The organism is Ensifer sp. VA4, assembly GCF_055710065.1.
On record NZ_JBVQPO010000014.1, the window covers coordinates 128,990 to 155,145 of the forward strand.

Consider the following 26,156-nt stretch of genomic DNA (forward strand, 5'->3'; position numbering starts at 1 on the left):
GTCAATCGTTGGCGATTGCGCAAAAGCGCCCGGCGCAAGCCGCGGTAGCGGCGGGCGAATGAGGATGCTGGTGACAGGTCCCCGAGCGCGCCGGATTTGGCCGGCGAAGCGCAGGGGTGGGAGTATCGGTCTTTGGCCCTCCGGGCTTAGGCCGAAGCCAGCTCGCGCCCCATGATGCGCTCGACGGACGGAGCAAGGCGGAGAAGCTCGCGCGTATACTCGTGTTTCGGCGCGGTGAAGAGGGTTTCGGTATCCGAGAGCTCGACGATCTGGCCGGCCTTCATCACGGCGACGCGGTCGCACATCTGACGGATCACGGCGAGGTCGTGGCTGATGAACAGCATGGAGAGGCCGGCAAGGTCGCGCAGATCCTTCAGCAGGTTGAGGAGCTGCGCCTGCACCGAGACGTCGAGCGCCGAGGTCGGCTCGTCGCAAATGAGCAGCGACGGGCGCGGTCCGAGCGCGCGGGCAATAGCGATGCGCTGGCGCTGGCCGCCAGAGAAGGCGTGCGCAAAGCGCGCGCCGGCGTCGGCGGGAAGGCCGACTGCTTCGAGCAGGGTCTTGGCGTCTTTGCGGGCTTCCTCCGCATTGGAGGCCAGCTTGTAGAACAGGATCGGCTCCGCAATGGCGGCGTTGATCCGCAGGCGTGGATTGAGTGCCGAATAGGGATCCTGAAACACCATCTGCAGGGACTGCCGAACCGATTTTTCACGGCGGCCGCCGAGCGCCGTGCCCTGAAAGTCGATGGAACCTGCACTTTGCGTGACAAGGCCCGCGATGGTGTTGGCAACGGTCGTCTTGCCGCAGCCGGATTCGCCGACGAGACCGAAAATCTCGCCGCGCCGAACATCGAATGAAACGCCCCTGACGGCCTTGAACACCGAGGCCTTGCGAAGCAATCCGCGCCCGCCGTACTCCACGGCAAGGTCGCGCACGGAGAGCACCACTTCGTCGCGGCTGCCTGTCTCGCTCTTCGCACTCATGCGGCGCACCGAGGCGCGCGCGTCGAGGGTCACCTGCGTTTCTTCGCTCGGCACTGGCAGGCGATCGAGGCGCGTATCGATTGGCGGCACGGCGGCGATCAGCGTGCGGGCGTAAGGCGCCTTCGGTGCCGTCAGCACCTCGCGCGTCGAGCCGCTTTCCACGACCGCACCATGCTGCATGATGGTGACGCGGTCGGCGATCTCGGCGACAACGCCCATATTGTGCGTGACGAGCAGAACGCCGACGCCCCGCTCGTCGGCAAGGTCACGAATGAGCTTGAGGATCTGCGCCTGCACCGAGACGTCGAGCGCGGTCGTCGGCTCGTCGGCAACGATCAGCTGCGGATTGCAGGCGAGTGCCGTGGCGATGACCACGCGCTGGCGCTGACCGCCGGAAAGCTGGTGCGGATAGCTGCCGAGCCGGCGCTCGGGTTCCGGGATACCGACGGCCTTCATCAATTCCAGCGCGCGGGCCTTCGCCTCCCGGGAGGAGAGCTTCAGATGGGTAAGCATGCCTTCGCAGAGCTGGCTTTCCACCGTGAAGAGGGGGTTGAGGCTCGTCATCGGGTCCTGGAAGATTGCGCCGACATCGCGCCCGGGCACAATGCCTTCGGTACGGCCGGTACGCAGGTTGATCTCCTTGCCGGCAATGGTGATCGAGCCGGCGGCGATTTTGCCGGGGGCCTGCAGGAGGCCCATCAGCGCGTTGCCGACAGTGGTCTTGCCGGCGCCGGATTCACCGACGAGGGCGTGGATCTCTCCAGGGCGGATCGTCAGATCGAGGTCCTTGACGGCCGTCAGCGTGTTGCCGTTGGCCAGCGGATACTCGACGCGGAGCTTGCGAATGTCGAGGACGGGGCGCGTTGTTTCGGTCATCTCATCTCGCCATCAGTTTCGGGTTGAAGTGGTCGCGCAGGTAGTCGCCGATCACATTGACGGCCAGCACGAGGATGACCAGCACCGTCGCGGGCATCACCGCGATCCACCAGAGACCGGAGAACAGGAACTGGTTGCCGATGCGGATCAGCGTGCCGAGCGAAGGATAGGTCGGCGGCATGCCCGCGCCGAGGAACGAGAGCGTCGCTTCCGTCAGGATTGCGCCGGCGAGGTTGATCGTGGCGATGACCATCACCGAACTCATGATGTTCGGCAGGATGTGGCGGGCCATGATGCGGGGCGACGGCAGGCCGATGACCTTGGCGGCGCGCACATAGTCCCGCGCGATCTCCACCATGGTCGAGGCGCGCACGGTCCGCGCGTATTGGACCCATTCGTTGATGGCGATGGAGAAGATCAGCACCAGCGGCGCCCAGGCAAGCATCGCATCGGCGCTAAGCTGTGCGCGGGCGATGCCGCTGATGAGCAATGCAACGAGGATGGTCGGGAAGCTCACGAATATATCGGCGACGCGCATCACGATGCCGTCGACCATGCCGCCGAAGAAGCCGGCAATGAGGCCAAGCACGACGCCGAGCATGGCCGCAAAGACCACGGCGCCGAGGCCGATGACGACGGAGATCCTCAGCCCGAACAGAATGACGGAGACGAGGTCGCGTCCCTGGTTGTCCGTGCCGAGCAGGAAGCGGGAATCGCCGCCCTCCATGAACACTGGCGGAATTTCCATGTCCATCAGCGAGTAGGAGGCGACGTCGCGCGGGTCCATCGGCGCGATCAGCGGTGCGAAGATGACGAGGATCAGCATGATGACGAGCACCAGGCTGGCGATGACAACGGAAACCGGCGGAAGCCGGCGCATCAGGGATTGCGTAGCCATTATCGTGTCCTCAGCCGCGGATCGATGAAGGTGTAGAGAATGTCGACGATCATGTTGATCATGACGAAGAGGAAGCCCACGAAGAGAAGGTAGGCCGCCAGCACCGGTACGTCAGGATAGCCGACCGCGTTGGTGAACAGCAGGCCCATGCCCGGCCATTGGAACACCGTCTCGGTGACGATCGCGAAGGCGATGAGCTGGCCGATCTGCAGCCCTGTGACCGTGACAACCGGCATCAATGCGTTGCGCAGGGCAAGCTGCCCATAGATGTAGGTTCGCGGCAGGCCGCGTGCGAAGGCGAAGCGGATGTAATCCGACGACAAGACGTCGATCATCTCCGAGCGCACCAACCGCATGATCAGAGTGAGCTGGAACAATGCCAGCGTGATCGACGGCAGGATCAATGACTTCAGGCCTGAAAGCGAGAGGAAGCCGGTCTGCCAGAGCCCGATATCGACGAGATCTCCGCGTCCTGAGGATGGCAACCATCGCAGGTTTACCGCGAAAATCAGGATCAGCAGTAGGCCGGTGACGAAGGTGGGCATGGAAATGCCGACGAGTGTCGCAGACTGGGTCAGCCGTGAGAAAAAGGCGTGCGGCTTCAGCGCGCAGAGCACCCCGAGCGGAATGCCGAGCGACAGCGCCAGCACGGTGGCAACGATCACCAGCTCCAGCGTGGCAGGAAGGCGGCTGAGCAACAGGCTCGTCACGGGCTGCTGGTAGCGGTAGCTCGTGCCGAGATCGCCGGTCACCACCTGGCCGAGGAAATTGACGAACTGAGCCAGGACCGGCTTATCGAGGCCGAGGGCGACGCGTACGGCGTCCTTTTCCGCCTGGGTCGCGCCTTCGCGCACCATTGAGGCGACGGGATCGCCGACGAAGCGAAACATGACGAAGGCGATGGCGGTCACCGCAACCATCACGAGGATGGCCTGAAGCAGCCTGACTGAAAGGAGTCTGATCATCGGATAGTCCTTACGGGGAGCGATGTTGCCCGAAGGGGGCGGCTACCGGGTCGTACGCTCCCGCTTCCTCCGTGCCGTCGCCGGTCATGGAGGGGTTAACCCGGTTTGCGGCCCAGTCCCGGCTTGCTTTCGCTCGCCAGGACTGGCCTTGGGAGAATCCCGACTACTTCCTTATTTGCGCGAACCACGGACGCACGTACTCGTCCGGGAACTGCGGCATGTCGACCTTGCTGCTCATCGCCCAGGCGACCGGCTGCTGGTGCAGCGGCAGATAGAGGACCTCGTCATGCGTAATACGGAAGGCCTGCTTCAGATCCTCGATGCGCTTGGCTTCGTCGAGTTCCGTCGAAGCGGCATAGGCCAGCTTGTCGATCTCGGGATTGGAAAGCCCATCGGCGTTGCTGCCGCCGAAGGTGCCGTCATTCGTCGCCAGGAGCGCTTGCAGCGGGCTAAAGCCATCCATCGGCGGTAGCGAGGCCCAGCCGAGAAGGTAGATGTCGAACTCCCCCTTGTCGGTACGCGGGAAATAGGTCGTCTTGCTCTCGACACTCACGTTGGCTTGGACCCCGATCTGCGCCCACATGGAAGCGACCGCAAGGCAGATCTGTTCGTCGGCGATATAGCGGTCGTTGGGGCAGGCGAGCCCGGTCTTGAAGCCATCCGGATAGCCGGCCTCGGCCAGCAGCGCCTTGGCCTTGGCGACATCGTAAGGCAGGGGCACATCGATGTCTTCATCGTAACCGGTCACCGCCGGTGCGACCAGCATGCCGGCTGTACGGGACTTGCCGCGCATCAGGCGCTTCTGGATCGTGTTGGTATCGATCGCTTGCCACAATGCCTGGCGCACGCGCACATCGCGCAGCGGGTTCGGTTGGCCCGGAGTTGCATGCAGTTCCGGCCGGTAGCTGAATACGAAGAAGATGGTGCGAAGCGACGGGTTTTCGACAACCTTCAGGCCATCGGTGGCCGCAATGCGGTCGATGTCCTGCAGCGGAACCGGAGCAATCATGTCGACTTCACCCGACATCAGCGCCGCGACGCGGGTTGCGTCGGAGGCGATCGGACGGAATTCGACCTCGTCCAGATTATGCTGCGGCTTGTCCCACCACTCCTTGTTCACTTCGAAGACCGAGCGCGAGTCCGGCTCGTAGCTCTTCAGCTTGAAGGCGCCCGTGCCGTTGGCATGGTTGCTGGCATAGGTGACGACGCCGGTGGACGCATTGCCCGGCTTCAGCGCATCATGCTCCTCCATCCACGGCTTGCTCATGATGTAGATGGCGGCAAGATCGTTGAGGAGAAGCGGGTAAGGGCCGCGCAGGATAAGGTCGACGGTATAGTTGTCCACCTTCTCGACGCCGACGACGGTGGAAAGGTTCTCGCGGTTGCGCGCGCCGGGGTCGATCTGGCGCTGGATCGTCGCCACGACATCGTCGGCGTTGAATGGCTGGCCTTCATGAAATTTCACGCCCTGGCGCAGTTTGAAGCGCCAGCGCTTGGGCTCAATGACCTCCCAGGACGTCGCCAGCGCCGGCTCCAGCTTCAGATCCTTGTTACGGCGCACCAGCGGATCGAAAACCATGTGATGAACGCTCTGGGTGAAGCTGTCGACCTGGGCGTTCGGGTCGTAGGAAATGACGTCGCCGGATGAGGCCCAGCGCAGCGTTTCGGCGAATGCCGGCGCAGACAGCGGCGCCAGCAGGGCGAGCCCTGCCAAGAGGGTCTTTATAGAGGTCTTCACTGGTTTCTCCCGTTTAACGTATACATATTGTCTTTGCTATTGGATACGAATATTCCCATAAATAGTGTACATCTGCTGCGAACAAGATCAAGATGGCGAAGGTCGTTTTGGCGCCGCTTTGTCAAAAAAGAACGCCAAACCCAGCAGCCGGAGAGGGAACCTGCCATGACGAACGCACTACTGATTGAAAATGCCACGATCATCACGATGGACCCGGACCGGCGCATCATCGAGCGCGGCCATATTCTGATCGAGAATGGGCGCATCGCCGCCATAGGTGAAGAAGACTACGCCGGAGATCGGCAGGCCGAGCGCATCGAAGCCGCCGGCATGGTCGCGATGCCCGGATTGATCGATACGCACGCCCATGCCGGACATATGCTGACCAAAGGGCTTGGAAGCGTGGCCGAGGATTGGATGTCCGTGACCGGCCGTATCTACGCAACCGCGACCGATCCAGAATTTTGGGCGGCGGAGGCGGCGCTGTCAGCGGCCGAGCGGATCAAGTGCGGCACGACGACCGCGGCGCTGCTGTTCGGCGGCGGCCCGGATATCATGCGCAGCGAAGCGCCGGAGGCCGCGGAGGCCCACCTTGCCTCGGTTGCCGCTATGGGCGTGCGGGAGGTTCTGGCTCTGGGGCCGAACCGGCCCGGGCAAAGGCATGTGTATCGTCACTATACGTCGACAGCACACGACGACATCGTCGTCTCCCCAGACCGGCAAATTGACGTGGCAACTGAATTGGTCGACGCCTGGGCTGGGCGTGACGACCGCCTGCAGGTCGTCTTTTCTCTGCCCGTTTTCGACGAGCAGGAACTCAGGGATGAAACGGTATACAGGATCGCATGCGAGGTCCGTGATCGGGCGCGTGAGCGAAGCGGCCTCCTGGTCCAGGACGGCCATCGCGACGGATCCATTGCCGCCAATGATGCGCGTCTCGGCCTCTTTGACGAGCGATCGCTCCTTGCCCATTGCATAGACCTCACCGAGGCCGATCGTGCCGTCCTCAAGCGGACGGGTGCCAAGGTTGCACACAATCCCAGTGCATTGATGTCGGTCTATGGCCGCTGCCCGGCGCCGGAATTGATGGAGGATGGCATAACGGTGGCGCTCGGCACCGATGCTGCGGCACCCGATCGGCCCTTCGACATGTTTCGCAACCTGTTCCAGGCGCATCGTTACCACGCGCGTCATTTCGCAGACGACGCCGTGTTGCCGCCCCAGCGGCTGCTGGAGATGGCGACGATCGAGGGTGCACGCGCTCTGATGATGGAGGATGAACTCGGCTCGCTCGAGGCCGGCAAGCGCGCTGATATCCTGCTCATGAACATGCGTCAGCCGCATCTGTGGCCGCCGCACGATCCGGTGCAACGCCTCGCGCGGTTCGCCAACGGGGCGGACGTGGATACGACCATTGTCGGGGGACGAATTCTGATGCGTGGGCGGCGCCTAGTGGCCCAGGACGAAGACGCGATACTGGATCGCGCCTTGCGTGCCTTTCATCTCGCGATCGCCCGCGCCGGGCTAAGCGCTCGCACCTAAGCATTGCGACACGAGAGGATCTCAAGGTGACTGCAGACCTAATCATCCGTAATGCCCGTCCCTTCGGTGGGCCGGTAGAGGACCTTTTCATCCGTGACGGCCGGTACGTCGCGGCAGACCGCGTCCATGCTGCGGTCGAGATCGACGCGGCCGGACACATCGCGCTCCCGGGGTTTGTCGAAGCCCATACGCATCTCGACAAGACGCTCATCGGCATGGACTGGTTCGAAAACCGGGTTGGCCCGACCCGCAATGACCGGATCTTGGCCGATCGCAACGCCAAGCGCGAACTTGGCATCGACGCCCGCCGGCAGTCTGCCCGCCAGATCATGCAGACGCTGGCCTTCGGCGTTTTGAGCATTCGCAGCCACGTCGACGTCGACACCGAGATCGGCATTGCCAATATCGAAGGCGTGCTCGAAACGCGCGAGGCGCTGGGCGATCTGGTCGACGTGCAGATCGTAGCCTTTCCGCAGAGCGGCATGCTGCCGCGCGCGGGTACGCTCGAGTTGATGGATGCGGCCTTGAAGACCGGTGCCGACATTGTTGGCGGTATCGACCCCGCCTCCATCGAGCGCGATCCGGTGCGTCATCTCGATACCATCTTCGCCCTTGCAGATCGTCATGGAAAACCGGTCGACATCCACCTGCACGAACCCGGCGACCTCGGAGCATTTTGCCTTGAACTCATCGTCGAGCGTACCCGCGCCTTGTCGTTGCAAGGGCGGGTCATGGTCAGCCATGCCTATTGCCTCGGGACGCTCGATACCTCCCGGCAAGCAGGGCTCATTGACCAGCTGGCTGCGGAACGTATCGCGGTCATGACCGTAGGGAGTCCGTCGGCGCCCGCATTGCCGCTGAGACTGATGCGCCGGAGCGGTCTCACCGTAGCCTCCGGTTCCGACGGCATTCAGGGAACCTGGGAGCCGTACGGGAACGGCGACATGCTGGAGCGGGCGAGGTACCTGGCGCAACGCAACGGCATGGCCAACGATGCCGATCTCGAAGATGTCGCCCGCATCTGCACTTTCGGTGGCGCTGAAGGCATCGGGCTAGGCGGCTATGGGCTCTGCGAAGGTTGTTTCGCTGATCTGGTGCTGGTACCGGCGCGCACGCTGGCGGAAGCCGTCGCCCTGACGCCGCAAGGGCGCACCGTCATCCGGCGCGGCCGCGTGGTCGTGAAGGGCGGCGAACCGGCTGGTGACCTGCCGACCATCGAATGATCGCATGATCCGTGCCTCGCCGTCTTCAGGTTCGTCATGATGCCCAAACCCAGCGTCGCCAATCAAAATCCCTCGGTCCCCAAGTCGGACGTGGTCTATCGCATCTTGAAGCGCGCCATCCTCGATCAGGCGTTCGCTGCGGGAACGAAGCTTCCGGAGGATTCGATCGGCGAACGGCTCGGCGTCAGTCGTACGATTGTCCGGCAGGCTCTGGCCCGCCTGAACGGTGAGGGGTTGGTCGAATTGCGTCCGAACAGGGGCGCCTGCGTCAGCCATCCCAGTGTCGAGGACGGACACAACATTTTTGTTGTGCGGCGGGCACTGGAGACGTTGGTCGTTGATAGCCTGATCGGCAGGCTGACGCCGCCGAAGATCGAGGCGCTTGAAGCGCATCTCGATGCCGAGGACAAGGCCAGGGTCAGTGATCCTTCGGCCTCGATTCAACTCGCCGGCGAGTTTCACGTCCTGCTCGCAAGACTGACGGAGAACGCGATTCTCTCACGATACGTCACGGAACTGGTCTCGCGCTCGTCTATGATACTGTCACTCTACGGACGCCCCCATTCTTCCGATTGCGCCGTATCCGAGCATCGCACCCTGATTGCTGCCCTCGCGCGGAATGATCGCGAAAAAGCACGTGAATTGATGGGCCATCACATCGAAGCCATAACGGTCCGAGCCCTGCTGAAAAGCAAAGGTGAAGACGATCTGGCTCACCTCCTTGCCGCTTACGCAAAAGAGGAAGGTCTTTAGGCCGCAACGCCTTCCGGCTCGTTGCTGAAGCTGGGTTCAAAGATGCGAATTCGATGATCGAGTGCATTGTATGCAATCTTTTGAAGATTTAATCGGAAGACGTCGCCAGTGTTCCGGCTCACGGGAGCGGACACGTTTCCCGCTCCACGCGTCTCCTACTATTGCTTGATTTCGGTAATGGACTGATTTCTTTCCATATAGTTCTGACCGTTTTTCCGGTGGCGGCTTGTTTTCCTGCAGGTGATGGCCATTTCGTTCGCCGTTTTGCGCCTAACTTTATATAACAACGGGATACGATATTGACAGTATAGTGGATGCAATATAGCTCTGTATCGGCGACTGGCACAGTCGGGGGGCAGCATGCGCAACGTACCCGTTGCCGGCCGGAGGGCCGGCGATGCTTTCCTGAGAATCTATCGTTCCTGCCGAAAGATATATGCCGATGCCGGCCGTATCTGCGCGCTCGAGCGATCAATGCTCTTGGCCGCGCTTTGCTGTGCACCGACGCCGTTGCCCAATGTGGTCGACGGTGGGGTGCGCGCTGTTTCCGCGCTGCCGCCATGAATTCTTTGAACTAGCAAGCAGGAGATCCGGACATGAACATAGATTTCACCACGCTTCCGCCTCCCGATCGCTATCGGCTGCTGACCAACTTCATCGGTCCGCGCCCCATCGCGCTTGTTGGCACGCGATCGGCAGCCGGACACAACAATGCAGCGCCCATGAGCTTCTTCAACGTGTTCTCCCACGAACCGCCATTGGTCGTGCTCGGGATCCAGAACCGAGGCAACGGCGACGAGAAGGACACCGTCGCGAACATCCGCCGAACCGGCGAATTCGTCGTCAACATGGTCGACATGGCGCTCGCCGACGCGATGATCGTCTGTGGCGTCAATTTCGCCTCAGAAGTCGATGAGCTCCATTTCGCCCGCCTGACGCCGATAGCGTGCGACCAGATTGACGCCGCCCGCATCGCCGAAAGTCCCTGCAGCTTCGAATGCAGGGTCGAGCAGATCCTCGATTATCACAAGCGCGTGCTGGTCATCGGCAGAGTGGTGCACATGCATATCCAGGACCGGTGCCTTGATGCGCAGGGGCGTTATGCGAATCCCCAGACCTATCAGCCGATCGCTCGGCTGCATGCCGACAACTACATCACCTCAGATCGACAGTTCGAGCTCAAGAAGCCGGAGGAGCTGTTGCCCTTCGAGCACGCACAAGTGAACCCCAGGCCGGAAAAGGCCACTCGATGATCCGCATACACGTCGTCAATCCCACTCGACGGCGTCCATGACCGATCAGATCGTACGTGCGGCCGAGGCTGTGCGATCGGAGGGCTTCGTCATCGATGCCGAAACGGCAATGAGCACACCGGCTTCGATCGACTCCGACGAAGTGGGCGGCTTTGGCCGCATCCCATATTGACCGTCCTGTCGCGAGGCGTGGCCGAAATGCTCGCCTTGAGCCGGATTGCAATCCGGATTGCTCCACTGCGTGTGCGGTGGAGCAACCGGAAACATCATGCGGCGGAACGCTGTCCAACCGCTGCGGCAAGGCGCCTTGCGCGCTCGAGGCAGGCAGGTTGCTGATCGGCAAAGCGCTCGGCGCCGATTTCCATGATCAGCGTCGTATCCGGAAGGAAGGTCAGTTCGGAAAAGATGTCGTCCCAGGCAATGTCGCCCCAGCCGATCGGCAGATGCAGGTCGCCGATGCCGAGTGCCGTCGCCTCGGCCGGATGATAGAAGCGGTTCATGGAATAGGGCAGGCCGAAACTGTCGTGCACATGCAGGTGACCCGTCACCGGGGCCATGGCCCGCATCTCGTCACGGAAATCCAGCCCACGATGCGTGGCCTCGATATAGGCATGCGAGAAGTCGATGAGCGCGACGACGCTGCTGGAGCCGATCGCCCGCACCGTTTCTGCGACCTGGCTCGGGGTTTGCCGGTACTGGCCGCTTTCCGTCGTGAAGATGTTCTCGAGCGCGATGCGGACGCCGTATCCCTTTGCGATTTCCGCCATCTCTGCAAGGGCGTCGCGTTCCATCTTGTCGAGATCCGCGGCGTTCTCTCCGGGAGAAAGCTGTGCTGCGCCGGAATGATGCACGAGGATCCCGGCGCCGAGCCGGTCGCACAGTTCGAGCATCGCCCTTACGACCTTCTTCTGCAGATGATGGTGCTGGCGATCCATGAAGTTGGATACGATCTGGCCGTGCAGCGCAAGCTTGTTGAAGGTGTACTTTTTGATGATCTCGGCGACGCGCTGGACACGGTCTTCGATGATGCGGCCGCCACTGACGATCTCTTCGCCGTAGATTCCGATCTCGCAGGCGTCGGCGCCCGTCTCGGCAACTTCACGCAAGGAGGCATCAAGGCTCGAAAGATCGCCCTTGCCCGTCCGGTTGCAGAATCCTATGGCGGAAATGATGTCGTTCATCACGGTGTCTCCTGATGTATTGAAGTGTGATCAGACTGCTTGGAGTGTCGGTTGGCTGGCAGAGCTGCGGATGGCGCGCGGCGCCAGATCGATCTCGATCCGCCGGCCGGTCTCCCGGTCGAAGAGATGCAGGTGCGCCAGTGGCAGTTCCAGGGTGATCCGGTCGCCGGGCCGCACGCGCGTATGCTCGTCGACGCTCGCGGCGAAGGGGTAGCCGTTCAGTTCCGAGTGGATGACGCGGCCGGAGCCGAGTTCCTCGATGAAATCCACCTTTAGCGACACGCCCTCAGGCGCAACGGCACATTGTTCCGGGCGGATGCCGACCGTGATCTGCCTTGCGCCCAGTCGCGTCGCAAGACCTCTGTCGATCGGCATCTTCGTGCCGCCGAATGTGAGGCAGGCATTGTCGACGTCGACAGCGGCATCAAAGAGGTTCATCGCCGGCGAACCGATGAAGGATGCGACGAAGAGGCTTGCCGGGCGATGGTAGATGTCGAGCGGCTGGCCCACCTGTTCCACCACGCCCTTGTTCATTACGACCAGCTTGTCCGCCAGCGTCATTGCTTCCACCTGATCGTGGGTGACGAAGATGGAGGTTGCCGAGAGACGCTGATGCAGCTTGCGGATCTCCGCCCGCATGGTGACGCGCAGCTTGGCGTCCAGGTTGGACAGCGGTTCGTCGAAAAGAAAGACGTTTGGTTCGCGAATGATCGCGCGCGCCATGGCGACGCGCTGCCGCTGACCACCGGAAAGCGCTGCCGGCTTGCGATCGAGATAATCGGAAAGCCCGACGATCTTCGCTGTTTCCTCGATCCGGCGCAGGCGCTCCGCCTTCGGGACGCCTGCCACCTTCAGAGCGTAGCCGATGTTTCCTGCGACGGTCATGTGCGGATAGAGGGCGTAGTTCTGGAACACCATGGCGCAGCCGCGTTCGCGCGGTTCGAGCCCGTTCACGACCTTCCCGTTGATCGCGATCTCACCGGACGTGATCTCCTCCAGCCCTGCGATCATCCGCAGAAGCGTTGATTTCCCGCAGCCGGAAGGGCCAAGGATCACGACGAATTCTCCCGATGCGAAGGCGAGGTCGATGCCATGCAGGGTGGGGTTCTTTCCGTAGGATTTACGCACGGCGCGAATTGTGATGTCAGCCATGAGCGCGGACCTCTCTGTCTGTTCTGTTTGGGGAAAGGGGGGTCATTTTTCCGTGGCCACGAGGCCGCGCACGAACCACCGCTGCAGGACGGCAACGACGATGAGCGGGGGCAGCATGATGATCAGCGATCCGGCCAGCGTCACGTTCCAGTCCGGAGTGCCATTGTCGGCCGGAAGGAGCGCAACCAGCGACATCATCGTGGTCTTGTATTGGGGGTCCGTCACCATCAGGAGAGGCCAGAGATACTGGTTCCATCCATAGACGAACATGATCGTCGTCAGTGCCAGCATGTTGGTGCGCGAAAGCGGCAACAGCATATCGATGAAGAAGCGGATCGCGCCCGACCCGTCCATGCGCGCGGCTTCTGCCAGTTCGTCGGGCAGGGTCAGGTAGAATTGGCGATAGAGGAAGGTCCCGGTCGCGGTCGCGATCAGCGGCAGTGTGAGGCCGGCATAGGAATTGAGAAGGTTCCAGTCGACCGAGACCTCGAGGCCGGTGACGGTGGAAATCAGAAGTCGAACCGGCTGGAACAGATCGGCGGCGACCGCATAGGTCGGCACAACACGCACCTCGAGCGGCAGCATCAGGGTGATGAACACCATCCAGAAGAAGAAGCCTTTCAGCGGCGTCCGGAAGAATACGATGGCAAAGGCCGTCAGCGCCGACAGCGCCACCTTGCCGACCGTGACGAGACTCGCCATGACGAAGCTGTTCAGCATCGCCGTTCCGAGGTTGGCGCGCGACCACGCAGCGCCCATGTTCTCGAACAGGCGATCCTGCGGCACGAAGCTGAAGGGTATGGCGTTGACCTGCTGGAATGTCTGGCTGGCGCCGGACAGGATGACGATGAACGGGCCGATCAGCAGCAGGAAGCCGAAGATCATGACACCGTAGGTCAGCGCGTTGGCGAAAGGGGTCCGCTGGATCATGGGAGCCTCACTTGTAATGGACCTGGCGCTCGATGAAGCGGAACTGAATGAAGGTGAAGATCATGATGAGGCCGATGAGCACGAGGCTCTGGGCCGACGCGCCGGAGTAGTTCAAGCCGCGGAACGCCTCCTCGACGATGCGATAGACCATCACGTCCGTGCCGTGGTTCGGGCCGCCATCGGTCGTGCGGGCGACGATGCCGTAGGTATCGGCACCGACGAAACCTTCGGTCATCATGATGACCAGCAGGAAGAAGAGCGTTGGCGCGAGCAGCGGTATCTGGATATCGACCGCGCGGCGGATCGGGCCGCAGCCGTCCATCGCGGCAGCCTCGATGAGCGAGCGCGGAACCGATTGCAGGCCGGCGAGAAGGAAGATGAAGGTATAGCCCGCCCATTTCCAGGCGAAGACGATGATGACGAGGATCAGGGCGTGACTGCCGTACTTGGCCGGGTTCCAGAAGTCGGGAAAGGCGGCGTTGACCGACGCCATCAGCCCGCGCTCCGGCGACAGGATGAAACGGAAGGCCATGCCGGCCGCAGGTCCGGCAATCGCGTAGGGCAGAATGTAGAGGAAGCGAAACGGGGCGGAGCCCGGTAATTGCCGGTCGACCGCAAGGGCAAGAACGAGGCCGATGAAAATGGTGGCAAGTGTGCCGCAAAGGGCGAATGCCAGGCTGATGCCGACGGAGTTCCAGTAGAGCGGATCGGCGAACACCTCCTGGAAGTTGGTGAAACCGACGAACTCCGCAGCGCCCCCGAATGGCGGCTCCAGCGTGAAGGCCCATCGCAGCACGGCGACCGCCGGCCAATAGAAGAAGAGCAGGATCAGAATGATCTGCGGCAGGGCAAATAGGCTGGGTAGCCACCAGCTGCGAAAGGCCGCACGCTTGTCCATGTCGAATTTCCGATGCGCAAGAATAGAAATCGGAGCCTGCCGATGCTGCGGCAGGCTCCGGACGGATCAGATTTTTAGTTCAGCGTCTGTCCGGCGTAGGTCTTCTCGAAGCGACGCAGAACGGCGTTGCTGCGTTCCACCGTCTTGTCGAGCTCGGCCTGCACGTCTGCGTTCTGCATGAAGATCGCTTCGAGAGCGGTCGCGAACTCCTTGCGGATCTGCGTGAAGCCGCCGAGGCGAATGCCGCGGGTGTTTTCCGAAGTCGGGGTGAAGGACAGGCTCTGGATGGCGAGCTCACGCCCCTTATAGGGGGCCTTGTCGTAGAAGCCATTGGCCTTCATGGCGTCGAAGCCGGTCTTGGTGACCGGGATGTAGCCCGTCACCGTCGACCACCATTCGGCCATTTCCGGCGTCGCGAGATAGTTGAGGAAGGCGGCAGCACCCTTGTATTCCGCTTCCGGACGACCGGCGAGAACCCAGAGCGATGCGCCGCCGACGAGCGAGTTCTGGCGTTCGGTGCCCTTCCATACGGGCAACATGGCGACTTCCCACTTCACACCCTCGGGAAGGGTCTTGCCGATCGTGCCATGGTCGGCGATCGAGGTCTGGATCATCTGGCAGGTCTGGGACGTGAAGGCGGGGACGATGTCCATGCCGAGCTGCTTGGTCTTGACCACGAAGAGCTTCTCGTCGGCCATCTTCTTGAAGAACTTCACGTGGTCGACGAACTTGGTCTTGTTGACGACGAGCTCGGCGTCCAGTCCCTCATAGCCGTTCGCCTTGGTCGCAATCGGCTGGTTGTGGATGGCCGAGAACTGCTCCATTAGCGCCCATGTGTCGAAGTTGAATGCGAGCGGGCATTCGTAGCCGGCTGCCTTCAGCTTGCGCGCCGCTTCTTCGACCTGCTCCCAGGTGTCCGGCTTGAAGTCGATGCCAGCCTTCTGGAAGGCGTCGACGTTGTAATAGAACATGGCCGTCGAGGAGTTGAACGGGAAGGAATTCAGCTCGCCCTTTGCCGTTGCATAATAGTTGGCGATGCCGCCGAAATAATTGTTCCAGTCGATCGTGTAGCCATTGTCGGCCATCAGCTTCTTGGCGGGCACGAATGCGCCGGAGAGCATCATGTCGAGCGTGCCGGCATCATAGATCTGGGTGATCGCCGGCTGCTTCTTGGCGCGGTAGGCGGCGATCGTGTTTTGCAGCGTCGTGTCGTAACCGTTTTGCGAGGTGCAGACGATCTCGAACTCGGACTGGCTGTCGTTGAACTTCTTGCAGGCATCCTGGACACGTTCGCCAAGATCGCCCGAAAGGCCGTACCAGAATTCGAATTTGGTCTTTTCGGCGGCTGCCGCCGGCGCGCCCAACGCGACGCTTGCCATCAGGCCGATGAATACGGACGTAGTGACGGAGACTCTCATTTGCAAAACGCTCCTTGCAGATTGGCGGACACCAGGATCGGTGGCACGAATGAAGCCGGGCGCTTGCTAACAGCTGAGTGTGACAGTCCTTGCCAATCTGCATGATGGAAAAATGAAAGTTTGATTACGCCGCCAAGATGCGGTGCGCTCCATGGTTGCGCCGTGTCCATTTTGCGAGCTGCCATTGTTTGCCTGGCGCCGGATGCCCCCGGCTGTAACGGCGTTGCGCGCAGACGGGGCTGAGCCAGATCGTTTCTGGCGCGATCCGATCGCTCCCGGGGATACCTAATACGAATGGGTTAGGCGACCGCTTTCGTACCTGTGACGTTCACCTATCGTTCGATGCGTATTAGAAGTTAAACTATCTCGCAATACTCATCTAATGCGTTTGCCGTCTGTCGGCGCCGCCCCGTTCAGGAGCTCAGCCGATGGGGTAGGCCGCATGCGTTGACAACCATGTCCAATCGACCACTCTTCTCCCCATGAAGATTCTCGCGATATCAGGCAGCGCCCGGATCAATTCCACCAATACGGCCATGCTGCGTGCCGTCCGTTCGATTGCGCCGGCGAGCATCGATATTTCAGTCTTCGATCGCCTGGGAGACTTGCCGGTCTTTTCGCCGGACCTCGAGAGCCTGCCTCTGCCGCGGACGGTGCGAGACTTTATAGACGCCATCGCAAAGAGTGACGGCCTGATCATTGCAAGCCCGGAATACGTGCGCTCCATTCCCGGCGGCCTCAAGAATGCGATCGACTGGCTCGTATCCGGAGAGGAAATCATCAGCAAGCCGATTGCCCTGCTGCACGCCTCCCATCGGGGAGACGACATGCTGGCCAGTCTGCGCACGGTCCTTGCGACCGTCAGCGACCGTTTCACGACGGACATCTTTCTCCGGCTCCACCTGATGAAAATGGAGCCGGCTGACGTGTCGCGGGCCGTCGAAACACCTGAGAACCGCTGGAAGGTACAAGCCTATCTTCAGGCGTTTGCATCGTTCTGCGTGGCCGAGCGTGAAACCGCTTAAGGTGGAAACCTGTCGTAGCCTCTGGCTGCGGGAGCGATCCGCGCCTCGAGGGGCAGCCCATAGCCTGGCCGATGATCAGCCGGTTCGACGCTCTTTGCGAGCCGTCACCCGCTGATCGACCGGCCGGCGCCCTTCCGACCTGATTTTGCTTGCGAAGTCGGAGAATGGGGTCCGCTCAGCTTTCCGGTTTCCTGGTGGCTTCATAGTTGCTGTGGAGCAAGGACGGGGGCGTGCGTAACCGATAGCTATGCGGTGGCTCTGGACACTTCCGAAAGACAACGCAGAAGGAGTTTGATTGTGGTGAGGCGACGCAACGGTTGGCGACTGGCGTTAATCGCTGCCTGCCTGTTCGTGCTGCAATCGATCGTCGGCGCATTTGCCGCGAGTTCGATGCCTGCCTTCTCGCAAATCGACGCTTTCGGCAATGCGCTCTGCGTAAGCAGGGATCACGCCAGCAACGGCAATCAAGACGCCGATCATCGGACCGCCGCCGATTGCTGCCTTCTCGGATGCTGCGTGTCCTCGCCGTTCCTGGCGGCTGCGCCCCCTGCCGGCGGGGGTGTTGCCCTTCAAGCCGCGTCTGCGGTGCACCAGGTGTGGCCCGCAGCAAGCCCGGTGCCGACCGGCAAACACCGGCCCGGCTATCCTCGCGCGCCTCCAGGGTTGTTCGCCTGATCGATTGCGTTCGGCCGTCCTTTGTCTGACGTGGGCCTTTCGTTCGCCGGCATGCGGCCGCCACCACCGCAACGATCACTCCTTTCGCGGGGTCCAACGCTGACTGCGGGTCGGCATTGAGCTGACGGGCACTGCGCACATCAATCCTGTGCGCGATTGCCGGGCACCACCGATGAAAATCTCGGCAACCTTTTCCGGACCACCGCATCCAACCCGGAGACCCGCGGGAGGTATTCCCGCGTCCTCCTATGAAACGTCCAACCCCGACTAAGCCAATCATCTCAAAGGAATAGCACATGCTGTCGAAACTGATCATCACCGCCGCCTTCCTCGGGATAAGCGCCACGATGGCCTTCGCCCACTCCACGCTCGAAGTGACGGAGGCGCATGTCGGCGCGTCCTACAAGGCGGTCATCCGGGTCCCGCACGGCTGCGAGGGCAAGCCGACGCTCGCTCTGCGGGTCCAGATCCCGGAAGGAATGATTGCGGCAAAGCCGATGCCGAAACCAGGCTGGACGCTGGAGAAGATCAAGGGAGCCTACGCGAAGTCCTACGACTACTTCGGCACGCCGATGAAGGAGGGCGTGAAGGAGATCGTCTGGAAGGGCGGCAGCCTGGCCGACGACGAGTATGAGGAGTTCGTCTTCCGGGCTTTTCTGACCGAAAGCCTGCCGGTCGGCAAGACGCTCTATGTGCCGCTGGTGCAGGAGTGCCCAGATGGCGCGACCGAGCGCTGGATCGAGGTCCCGGCAGAAGGCAAGTCGAGCGACGATCTCGAATCTCCGGCACCCGGCATCAGGCTGCTCGAAAAGAAAAGCGGGCACTGACCGGATCGACTTGGCCCAAGAAGGTTAGCTAACCGGAGAGCACGCATGGCGCTCGTACCAAGGAGCTTCTCCCGCCTGGCGAGGCTGATGGCAATCGCGCTGTGCGGGCTCTTCCTGCAGGCTGGCGTGGCGTTCGCCCATGCGGCGCTCAATTCAAGCGAGCCGGCGGACGGCACGGTCGCCGACACCGCGCCGTCCCTCTACGTGTTGACGTTCAGCGAACCGGTATCGCCATTGCATTTGAAGCTCATCAGGCCGGATGGGACGGTGCTCCCCCTGGAGAAGTTCGAGCTCAAAGATCGAACCGTCGCGATCGCAGCACCAACTGACCTTGGGCGAGGCACGCATGTACTCAGCTGGCGTGTGACCTCCGCCGATGGCCATCCGATCGGTGGATCGGTCGTCTTTTCGCTCGGCGCGACGAGCGCCGCACCGCCCGTAATGGGAGATAGGATCGACTGGGCCGTACGCGCCGGCATCCTGTTATCGAAACTCGCACTTTATGTGGGCCTGTTTATCGGCGTTGGCGGCGTGTTTTCGCTTTGCTGGCTGCCCCGCAGCACCCGCTCAGGAGGCAACGTCGTTGCGGTCGCGCTTGGCACAGGGTTCCTTGGCGCGCTTGCCGCCTTGGGCTTTCAGGGGCTCGATGCGCTGGGAGTTCCCCTGACGCACATTGTCGAGCCGGCCGTTTGGTCCACGGCGACGGCAACGAGCTTCGGGGGGACAGGGATAGCGGCGATCGTTGCCTTTGGCGTGGCCGCCATGGCGCTTAGCGGCAAGGGGCGGTTTGCCCGGGTGTCATCCCTCGCGGCGCTGATCGTGTCATCGGCCGCCTTTTCGCTGAGCGGCCACGCTTCTACGGCAGAGCCGCAATGGCTGATGCGCCCGGCCGTCTTCCTGCACGTCGCTGCAATAGGTCTCTGGGTCGGAGCACTGGCTCCCCTGGGCATGGCGTTGCGGCGCGGCGACCCGATGGCGCTTCGGGCGCTGCGTCGGTTCTCAACATTCATCCCTTATGTGCTTGTCGGGCTCGTTGGGGCGGGTGTCGTCTTGACCATCGTGCAGGTCGAAAAGCCGCAAGCGCTGTTGGAAACCGCCTATGGTCAGGTCTTTATGGTCAAGATGGCATTGCTGGTCGGATTGTTTCTCCTGGCGATCGCAAATCGCTGGCGACTGACGGAGCCGGTCGTTGCTGGAGATCGGACATCAGCGAAGCATCTGGTCCGCTCGATCGCTGCAGAGACGCTTCTCGTTTTCCTGATTTTCGGCGCCGTGTCTTGCTGGCGCTTTACGCCGCCGCCGCGCGTCCTTACCGCCTTGGCGACCCAAGCCGCAAGCCTTCATATCCACACCGACAAGGCGATGGTCCTCGTTGAGGTCTTGCCGGAGCGGATGGGTGAGGTCGACGTATCGATCAACGTTCTCACGGGTGAAAGTGAACCGCTTGCTGCCAAGGAGGTGACGCTCATCCTTTCCAAGCTCGATTCCGGTATCGAGCCGTTCAAGCGCATAGCGGTACGGCGTGGCGAAGCGGATTGGGGGGTCGACCGCATGGCCATCCCCTTGCCGGGTCTCTGGCAACTGCGGGTCGATATTCTGATCAATGACTTCGAGAAGGTAACGCTGAGCGACGAGATCAGCATCGGGCCATGAGCGCGGCGGCCGCGGCGCCGGCAGAGCGATGCTTTGTTAGTATTTTAGAAATATCAAATGTTCATACTGCGCCACCATGCGCGGTTTTCTGCTGATGGCAATTTTCGCTGGCGGATTGTGGGTGGCGGACACGACCCTGTGTGAAGGCCGCTACACCCAGGAGTTTGGACATGAAATTCACTCCGCGACCAGACGCGCCGGGTATTGGCTGAACGCCCAATTGAACTTTCTGCGCACCCGCTTCTAGCCGTCCATTGTCCGGCAGCGCAGGAGGCCGAGGCGTCAGCTTTCCCAAGGCCCCGCATTTGATCTCGGCAATGACCAAGCGGGCGCCGGCTGACGTCTGATGCGTTCACCGCGGGTCCGAAGCTGTCGTCTTCGGAAGATAGACGGCGACATTATTTCTTTCGCCGGAGAACGCACCGGCGACGAACAGATATGCCGCAATCCCCAAGATGGCGAGCAGCATCAAGCCTATCGGCAGTTCTGTCGAAGACCTCCGCGGCTTGTCATAGCTGTGCTTGTGGTTCATCTCCAAGTCCTTGCATGTCGCCTTATCCCTCGACAGCAGCAGAGCCGGCCGAAAGGAATTTGGGACTGCTCTGATGCTGTCTTGCACCCATGGTCAGTGCTGAACACCATGGGCCTGCAGGGTTATATTAGAACCTGCGATGATGCCTAAAGTTCCCGACCGCGGCCGTGGTCTCGCGGTCTGCCGTCGCTGATGAGAACGTTTGGAGAACTTTCCTGTGTGACAGGATCATCTGCCGGTGTATAAGGCCGAATGGTCCAAAGAGCAGGCAGCGCCGATCTTCCGCTTCACAGTGGCCGGGTTCCCCGGTGGCTTGGCGAGCGCATGACGAAACTTGGCGCGATCATCACCCAGGCGATTGTCTTCGAATACGGTCGAGACGAATTTCTTCGGCGGCTGGCGCATCCGTTCTGGTTTCAGTCTTTCGGATGCGTCATGGGCATGGACTGGCACTCCTCGGGCATCACCACCAGCGTCATCGGCGCCCTGAAGCGTGGTTTGTCGCCTCTGTCCGGCGAACTCGGCATTCATGTCTGCGGCGGGCGAGGGCGGAATTCTCGGGAGACGCCTGGCGAGTTGATCGCGATCGGCGAGCGCGTGGGTCTGGATGGAGGTGGCCTTGCGACCACCAGCCGCCTCGTCGCAAAGGTCGACAGCGCGGCGGTGCAGGATGGCTTCGACCTTTACCTGCACGGCTTTATCGTCGCCGACGACGGCAAATGGGTCGTCGTGCAACAGGGCATGAACGGCGAAAAGCGGCAGGCCCGGCGCTACCACTGGCTGTCGGAGGGTATCACCAGCTTTGTGGACTCGCCTCATACGGCGATCGAGGGTGCGCGGCAGGGCGAGATCGTCAATCTTGCCGATCGCCGCGCCGCGGCCTCGCGCAACAGTCAGCTCGATCTGCTGGCTTCGCTCGGACCGGATCGGATTGTCCGGGAGGTCGTGGCTATCGAGCCCGGGCGCGAAGCCAGGCAAACCGCGCAGCCGATGCTGCCGCATCTGATCATGCCTGCACATCACGATGTGCGCCAGGAAGACGTCAACATGAAGCGTCTGCACGCCACGCTCGCGGCCGCTGCCGACCGCGGTCCAGAGGATTTCGAGCACCTCCTGCTGGTGCCGGGCGTTGGGGCGCGGACCGTCAAGGCGCTGGCGATGGTGGCCGAAGTCGTGCACGGTGCGCCATGCCGGTTCGCCGATCCGGCGCGCTTCTCGCTTGCCCATGGAGGCAAGGATCGCCACCCATTTCCGGTGCCACTGAAAGTCTATGACGAGACCATCCGGGTGATGAAGTCGGCCGTGTCGAAGGCGAAGCTCGGTCGCGGCGAAGAGATGCAGGTTCTCAAACGCCTGGACGATCAGGCTCGCCAGCTCGAAAAATATGTGACCGGCCCGGGTCTCAAGGAAATCGTGGCCGGCGAGTTTCGCCAATCGCAAGAGTTCGGCGGCCGCAGTGTATTTGGCTGGGAAGGACCGACTGGACCATCAGAGGACGCGGAGCGGTTGCCCCGTTTCGGTCGCCGCGACCGGTAGACAGCTCTGTGTGACAGCAAGGCGTTGCAGCGAATCTCTTTCTTTGATCTCTTCGAGAAGTTCTCGCCGGAACTCAAACCTCCTCCCAAGGGTTGGAAGGAAGCTTGCGAGGGCGAGCCAGCAGAATCCACGCCAAGAGGAGTCTCGCGATGGAAGAACTGCAGAGCATCACGGTATCTGAGGAACGGCTCGAGGATTGCCGTGACGTCGTTGAGCTTGATCTTCAGCTTTTGATCCGCGACACGATCGACTCCGGGTTTTCGGTGGAGGAGGTGTTGATCGCGATCAGTGAACTGGTGGCGGAAGATTTCGCCAGCGCCGTCAAGGTCGCCAGCGTCCACTAAGAAGCGCATTGCTGACCGAAACGGAGCATCTGGTCCCGCAGCGAAGGCTCGGCGACACGCTTTGCTGCTTCCCGATAGTCGAACCAGGCCAGCTTCCGCTCACCCTTCTCGGGGAATTTCCGGCGCATGCGCCCGACTTCGAGGAGGTGGAGCTGAACCCTGCAGGAAATCTTGAGCCCGTGGTCCAATCGTTTTTTGTAGAAGTAGTGGCCGAACGGGAACCTCTGGCAAGTCCCTTTGACGCCTGCTTCCTCATAGGCCTCTCTCGCCGCGACCTCATGCGCGCGCTTTCCCTTCATCGGCCAGCCCTTCGGAATGACCCAGCGGCCGGTGTCCCGGCTGGTGATGAGAAGAATTTCCAGTGCGTTGTCGTTACGGCGGTAACACAGGGCCGCGTATTGCACGCGTGGCGGCCGGCGAAGCATCAACTGCACGTCAGAGGCAATTTGATCTAGAAAATTCACAGAAACGCTATCTCCTTTGTTGCCCTTTGTATGCGGGCAGGCTTTCTGTCTGCCACTCGAAGATAGAGGATAACAACCAGATAGGCGGTTCTGTTCCACCAACACATCACGCTCAACGCACTACGCGAAAGTGGGACGCGGGACGGACGACCGGCCGGTTCAAAGCGTTGACAGGATACGGTTGCTGAGCGATCCGCGATAGGTCTTCTTGATCTCGACCTTGTTTTCCAGTGAATCCAAGATCTCCTCGCAGAAATCAATGTCGTGAAGCTCGCGGATGGTCTGGAGGCCGCCAGGCGTGAATACGTTGATTTCCAGAAGCTTGTCGCCGACGATATCAAGGCCGACCAGGAACATGCCGTCCTCAACCAGTTTCGGACGTAGTGTTTCGGCGATCGCCAGCATCTCTTTCGTAACGTGGGCCGCCTTTGGAGTGCCGCTGGCGTGGATATTGGACCGCACGTCTCCCTTGGGCGGCACGCGTCTGAACGCAGCATAGACGCCGCCCCTCTGGAGCGGCCGTCCGTTCATCAGGAACAACCGCGTGTCGCCTTCCGATGCTTTCGGAAGGTAGCCCTGCACGATCAGATAGCCGACGACGCCGACGGCCTCGACAATTTGAGTAAGGTTGCCCTCCGTGCTGGTCGCGACCCTGAAGACATTTCTACCGCCAGATCCCTGCAACGGTTTGATGATCACGCCCTCGGAGTAACCGTCGATGAACGCGCGAATTTCATCGATGTCCTTGGAGATCAGAGTTGTCGGGCGAACGGCCACCGGGAAATCCTGAAAATAGAGCTTATCTTGTGCCAATGCCAAGCCGCAGGGGTCGTTGACGACAATCGTACCGCGCTCGGTGGCGAGACGACCGAAATTCGCCCCGGCGTGCGATGCCCAAGGACGGCTATCCGCATCCTCCGATGGGTCGTTACGCAGAAACAGAACATCCACGTCTTCAATATTGACGACGACCCTGTCTGCGTCCCTGAGTGCGCGCAAAAGCGTTTCTGGTTTCTTTGGCCGTGTTCCGTCGAAACCGGCCGCCCGTATCATCAATGTGTCGTCCGGGCGCAGGATAAAATCACCGGGCGTGACATACAGGACCTCATGCCCGCGGGCGAGCGCGGCAAGCGCCAACGCTGTGGTCGTATAAGCTGGCTCTTCGGTTTCGAGTGCGTTGACAAGGAGGGCGATTCGCATTGAGGTCCCCAGCTTCGGATTTTGGTCCTGTTCGCGCCAGCGCCTGATGCACCGCGCACGACCTAAGAAATAGGGCGGGACGACACTGCACCAAGACGGCCTACTCCTGCGCGTCGCGCCAGGCTGCCATCGGCGCTTTGTTCGCGATGCCATTGTCGATGGTCAGCACGCTGTCGAAGAGATCGGCGTCACTCCCTGATTGGATCGACGAGGTATCATGCGTGATGGCGATTGCAGTCGCCTCTGGACAATGATCCTTTATCGATCGATGAAATGCCTGAACCGCCTGGCTGTCCAGGGCGCTCGTCGCCTCGTCGAGGAAGAGCAGGCCCGGCTTTAACAAAATGATCTTGGCCAGGACGAGCTTCTGTTTCTCGCCTCCGGAGAGAAGCTTGTCCCAGGTCTGGCCATCGCGACCATCCTTTGAAAGCTCGCCCGCAAATTCTTCGAGCCCGGCCTCCTCCAGCGCCGCCACGGCAGCGGCGTCGGTATGGGTCTCAGCCTCATCCGGCAAACAGACGAGCTCCTTCAGGCAAACGCCCTGGAGCTTGACGTCCTGGGCGGCGTAGAGGCTTCGAACTTTTCCGGGCGTAATGATCGTGCCGCGGCCATGTGCCCAAAGAGCGTTTATCGCTTTGAGCAGCGAGGTCTTGCCGCTACCGGAATCACCGACCACCAACGTCCACTCTCCAGGGCGGAAATGCAGCTTGTCGGCGGTTAGAAAGGGGTTGGCGTCGCCAGCATGCAGGAGTTCGAGCGAGTGAATGGTCAGGCCTCGCGCGGCATCCTGGGTCTTGTATTCGAACGCCGAGGGGCCGCTTCGGGCATAGTAGTCCTGTGGCTGCTGCACGCTTTCTATCGCTTGCGCAAGTTCGGTGATCCGGCGTGCATCGGCCCTTAGCGTCGCAATGTCGGGCATCGCGTGGATGAACCACGAGCATTCGTTGATGAGCGCCGTCGCCAGCTCGGCGCCGGTGACATAGTCCTGCAGGCTGATCGTCTTGTCGACGTAGGGGAGCAGCCCTGGTGCGTAGGCGACAATGCGTGAGCCGATGAAATTGTGCACCAGCTCGAACCCCATGAAGCCGGCGGTCACGCGATTGAGGCTTGCCCAGGTGCGATCGATCTCGCGATATCGGCTCCGGTTGACTACCTTCTGGGCCGGTTCGCCATTAATAACCGCAACATGAAAACTGCGGTGCAACAATTGGTTCAATTCGCTGCGATAACTGCCTTCCGCCGATTGGATGCGTATCGAGAGACCCTGCAGGACACGACCGAGCTTGGCTGCGAGGAACGTATTCAGCGGGACGTAGATCGCGATTGCGAGGAATGTCAAACAGGCGCTGCCGTAGCTGCCCAGGAGATCGAGTCCTCTGACGGTGCTCGACGTCTCGATCAGTTTTAGCCCGACGAATCCAAGCGATAGCACGACGCCGGCTATGCCCACGCCCAGGCCGATTGCACCGCCCGTCATGCCCTTTATGGCTTCCTGCATCCTCTGATCGATGTTGTCGGGCGATGAAGCCTCCGCCTCGCTTGCGGCGCCAAACCCGTTTTGCAGGAGGTGGAAATGGGTGTGGTTGGAATCGAGCAGCGCCTGGTTGAAGCGATCGTCCAGCCATTGGCGCCATTTCCGGTGGAGCGTGGTCGAAAAGAAATGACGGACCGCTGTGAAACCTGCGTCCCTGGTGATGGCGATCGCGGCAAGCGTGGCTGCGGTGGTCAGGAGCGACCAGGGCGTCGTCGGCACGGTAGGATGGTGAAAATTCGCGATCCGATTGACGAGTTCGCCGGAGGTCAAGGCGAACCATACGCTTGCCTGAGCCGACAAGCCGGTGAGCAGCAGGATAAGAAACGTCAAGCCCCAGGCCTCGCGCCAACGCTCGGAGAGCCAGTAGGCCAGCAACAGACCCCAAAAGCTGCGCATTGAAGCAACAGGACTGGTCCGGCGCAGTCGCTCCCGGCCGAAGGTCCATCTGACCAGTGCTGCTGTTCGCTGTGCGTTACTGCGCACGACCTCACTTAAAGCCATCCCCATGAACTGGGGCGAGGATCGGGCTTGTCAAATCCGAGGAATATTGCAAGAG

At 61.4% G+C, this 26,156-nt stretch carries 24 protein-coding genes; 11 read left to right on the forward strand and 13 right to left on the reverse strand.

Going from position 1 to position 26,156, the window contains the following annotated elements:
* Positions 1-146: 146 nt before the first annotated feature.
* The 4 genes from AC0C6X_RS24170 to AC0C6X_RS24185 all read right to left on the reverse strand — a co-directional run bounded on the left by AC0C6X_RS24170 (position 147) and on the right by AC0C6X_RS24185 (position 5,460).
* The gene (locus tag AC0C6X_RS24170) at positions 147-1,859 is read right to left on the reverse strand and encodes a dipeptide ABC transporter ATP-binding protein (RefSeq protein ID WP_472955599.1); all 1,713 of its coding nucleotides are present in this window, start codon (positions 1,857-1,859) and stop codon (positions 147-149) included.
* A 1-nt stretch (position 1,860) separates the two neighbouring features.
* The gene (locus AC0C6X_RS24175; RefSeq protein WP_472955601.1) at positions 1,861-2,757 is read right to left on the reverse strand and encodes an ABC transporter permease; all 897 of its coding nucleotides are present in this window, start codon (positions 2,755-2,757) and stop codon (positions 1,861-1,863) included.
* Positions 2,757-3,722, reverse strand: a complete 966-nt coding sequence (locus AC0C6X_RS24180) for an ABC transporter permease (RefSeq protein ID WP_173515051.1) — start codon at positions 3,720-3,722, stop codon at positions 2,757-2,759. Before AC0C6X_RS24180 ends, AC0C6X_RS24175 begins: the two co-directional genes overlap by 1 nt.
* A gap of 163 nt (positions 3,723-3,885) precedes the next feature.
* Positions 3,886-5,460, reverse strand: a complete 1,575-nt coding sequence (locus AC0C6X_RS24185) for an ABC transporter substrate-binding protein (protein WP_247959929.1) — start codon at positions 5,458-5,460, stop codon at positions 3,886-3,888.
* A gap of 165 nt (positions 5,461-5,625) precedes the next feature.
* Between AC0C6X_RS24185 and AC0C6X_RS24190 the strand changes: the two genes are divergently transcribed.
* The 5 genes from AC0C6X_RS24190 to AC0C6X_RS24210 all read left to right on the forward strand — a co-directional run bounded on the left by AC0C6X_RS24190 (position 5,626) and on the right by AC0C6X_RS24210 (position 10,403).
* Positions 5,626-7,002 (forward strand): amidohydrolase family protein, encoded by a 1,377-nt coding sequence (locus tag AC0C6X_RS24190; protein ID WP_472955751.1) that lies wholly within the window; start codon positions 5,626-5,628, stop codon positions 7,000-7,002.
* 26 nt (positions 7,003-7,028) lie between these two features.
* The gene (locus AC0C6X_RS24195; RefSeq protein ID WP_472955603.1) at positions 7,029-8,225 is read left to right on the forward strand and encodes an amidohydrolase; all 1,197 of its coding nucleotides are present in this window, start codon (positions 7,029-7,031) and stop codon (positions 8,223-8,225) included.
* A 39-nt stretch (positions 8,226-8,264) separates the two neighbouring features.
* Positions 8,265-8,978 (forward strand): GntR family transcriptional regulator, encoded by a 714-nt coding sequence (locus tag AC0C6X_RS24200; RefSeq protein ID WP_472955605.1) that lies wholly within the window; start codon positions 8,265-8,267, stop codon positions 8,976-8,978.
* Positions 8,979-9,574: 596 nt separating this feature from the next.
* Positions 9,575-10,231, forward strand: coding sequence for a flavin reductase family protein (locus tag AC0C6X_RS24205; protein ID WP_472955607.1), 657 nt, complete (start codon positions 9,575-9,577; stop codon positions 10,229-10,231).
* Between the two features lie 37 nt (positions 10,232-10,268).
* Positions 10,269-10,403: a hypothetical protein gene (locus tag AC0C6X_RS24210; protein ID WP_349508040.1), complete on the forward strand. Its 135-nt coding sequence runs from the start codon at positions 10,269-10,271 to the stop codon at positions 10,401-10,403.
* A 94-nt stretch (positions 10,404-10,497) separates the two neighbouring features.
* On the opposite strand, the gene AC0C6X_RS24215 is transcribed toward AC0C6X_RS24210, so the two are convergent.
* From AC0C6X_RS24215 to AC0C6X_RS24235, 5 genes are all read right to left on the reverse strand, one after another.
* Positions 10,498-11,412, reverse strand: a complete 915-nt coding sequence (locus AC0C6X_RS24215) for a sugar phosphate isomerase/epimerase family protein (RefSeq protein WP_472955609.1) — start codon at positions 11,410-11,412, stop codon at positions 10,498-10,500.
* A 30-nt stretch (positions 11,413-11,442) separates the two neighbouring features.
* Positions 11,443-12,564, reverse strand: a complete 1,122-nt coding sequence (locus AC0C6X_RS24220; RefSeq protein WP_472955612.1) for a sn-glycerol-3-phosphate import ATP-binding protein UgpC — start codon at positions 12,562-12,564, stop codon at positions 11,443-11,445.
* 42 nt (positions 12,565-12,606) lie between these two features.
* Positions 12,607-13,494 (reverse strand): ABC transporter permease subunit, encoded by an 888-nt coding sequence (locus AC0C6X_RS24225; RefSeq protein ID WP_247959936.1) that lies wholly within the window; start codon positions 13,492-13,494, stop codon positions 12,607-12,609.
* A gap of 7 nt (positions 13,495-13,501) precedes the next feature.
* Positions 13,502-14,392: a carbohydrate ABC transporter permease gene (locus AC0C6X_RS24230; protein WP_247959937.1), complete on the reverse strand. Its 891-nt coding sequence runs from the start codon at positions 14,390-14,392 to the stop codon at positions 13,502-13,504.
* A 74-nt stretch (positions 14,393-14,466) separates the two neighbouring features.
* Positions 14,467-15,810, reverse strand: coding sequence for an extracellular solute-binding protein (locus AC0C6X_RS24235; RefSeq protein ID WP_472955614.1), 1,344 nt, complete (start codon positions 15,808-15,810; stop codon positions 14,467-14,469).
* Positions 15,811-16,292: 482 nt separating this feature from the next.
* Here AC0C6X_RS24235 and AC0C6X_RS24240 point away from each other — a divergent pair, with 482 nt between their 5' ends.
* From AC0C6X_RS24240 to AC0C6X_RS24255, 4 genes are all read left to right on the forward strand, one after another.
* Complete coding sequence (locus AC0C6X_RS24240) at positions 16,293-16,835, forward strand: NADPH-dependent FMN reductase (RefSeq protein WP_247959939.1); 543 nt, start codon at positions 16,293-16,295, stop codon at positions 16,833-16,835.
* Positions 16,836-17,135: 300 nt separating this feature from the next.
* Entirely contained in the window at positions 17,136-17,510 is a 375-nt protein-coding gene (locus AC0C6X_RS24245) for a hypothetical protein (RefSeq protein ID WP_472955616.1), read from the forward strand.
* Between the two features lie 296 nt (positions 17,511-17,806).
* A complete protein-coding gene (locus AC0C6X_RS24250; protein WP_247959941.1) occupies positions 17,807-18,337 on the forward strand; it encodes a YcnI family copper-binding membrane protein in 531 nt (176 codons plus the stop codon).
* Positions 18,338-18,382: 45 nt separating this feature from the next.
* Positions 18,383-19,990, forward strand: a complete 1,608-nt coding sequence (locus AC0C6X_RS24255; protein WP_472955619.1) for a copper resistance CopC/CopD family protein — start codon at positions 18,383-18,385, stop codon at positions 19,988-19,990.
* A 352-nt stretch (positions 19,991-20,342) separates the two neighbouring features.
* Here AC0C6X_RS24255 and AC0C6X_RS24260 read toward each other — a convergent pair whose 3' ends face one another.
* A complete protein-coding gene (locus AC0C6X_RS24260) occupies positions 20,343-20,522 on the reverse strand; it encodes a hypothetical protein (RefSeq protein ID WP_173520073.1) in 180 nt (59 codons plus the stop codon).
* 252 nt (positions 20,523-20,774) lie between these two features.
* On the opposite strand from AC0C6X_RS24260, the gene AC0C6X_RS24265 reads away from it, so the two are divergent.
* The gene (locus tag AC0C6X_RS24265; RefSeq protein WP_247959943.1) at positions 20,775-22,058 is read left to right on the forward strand and encodes a DUF763 domain-containing protein; all 1,284 of its coding nucleotides are present in this window, start codon (positions 20,775-20,777) and stop codon (positions 22,056-22,058) included.
* Between the two features lie 149 nt (positions 22,059-22,207).
* Positions 22,208-22,402 carry a hypothetical protein gene (locus AC0C6X_RS24270; protein ID WP_247959944.1) on the forward strand — a complete coding sequence of 65 codons (195 nt, stop codon included), beginning with the start codon at positions 22,208-22,210 and terminating at the stop codon, positions 22,400-22,402.
* Here the strand turns inward: AC0C6X_RS24270 and AC0C6X_RS24275 are convergent.
* From AC0C6X_RS24275 to AC0C6X_RS24285, 3 genes are all read right to left on the reverse strand, one after another.
* Positions 22,399-22,866 carry an NUDIX hydrolase gene (locus AC0C6X_RS24275; protein WP_247960083.1) on the reverse strand — a complete coding sequence of 156 codons (468 nt, stop codon included), beginning with the start codon at positions 22,864-22,866 and terminating at the stop codon, positions 22,399-22,401. The genes AC0C6X_RS24270 and AC0C6X_RS24275 overlap by 4 nt on opposite strands.
* Before the next feature lie 159 nt (positions 22,867-23,025).
* Positions 23,026-24,066, reverse strand: coding sequence for a glutathione synthetase (locus AC0C6X_RS24280; protein WP_472955621.1), 1,041 nt, complete (start codon positions 24,064-24,066; stop codon positions 23,026-23,028).
* A gap of 100 nt (positions 24,067-24,166) precedes the next feature.
* Entirely contained in the window at positions 24,167-26,083 is a 1,917-nt protein-coding gene (locus AC0C6X_RS24285) for an ABC transporter ATP-binding protein/permease (protein ID WP_472955623.1), read from the reverse strand.
* Positions 26,084-26,156: the final 73 nt, after the last annotated feature.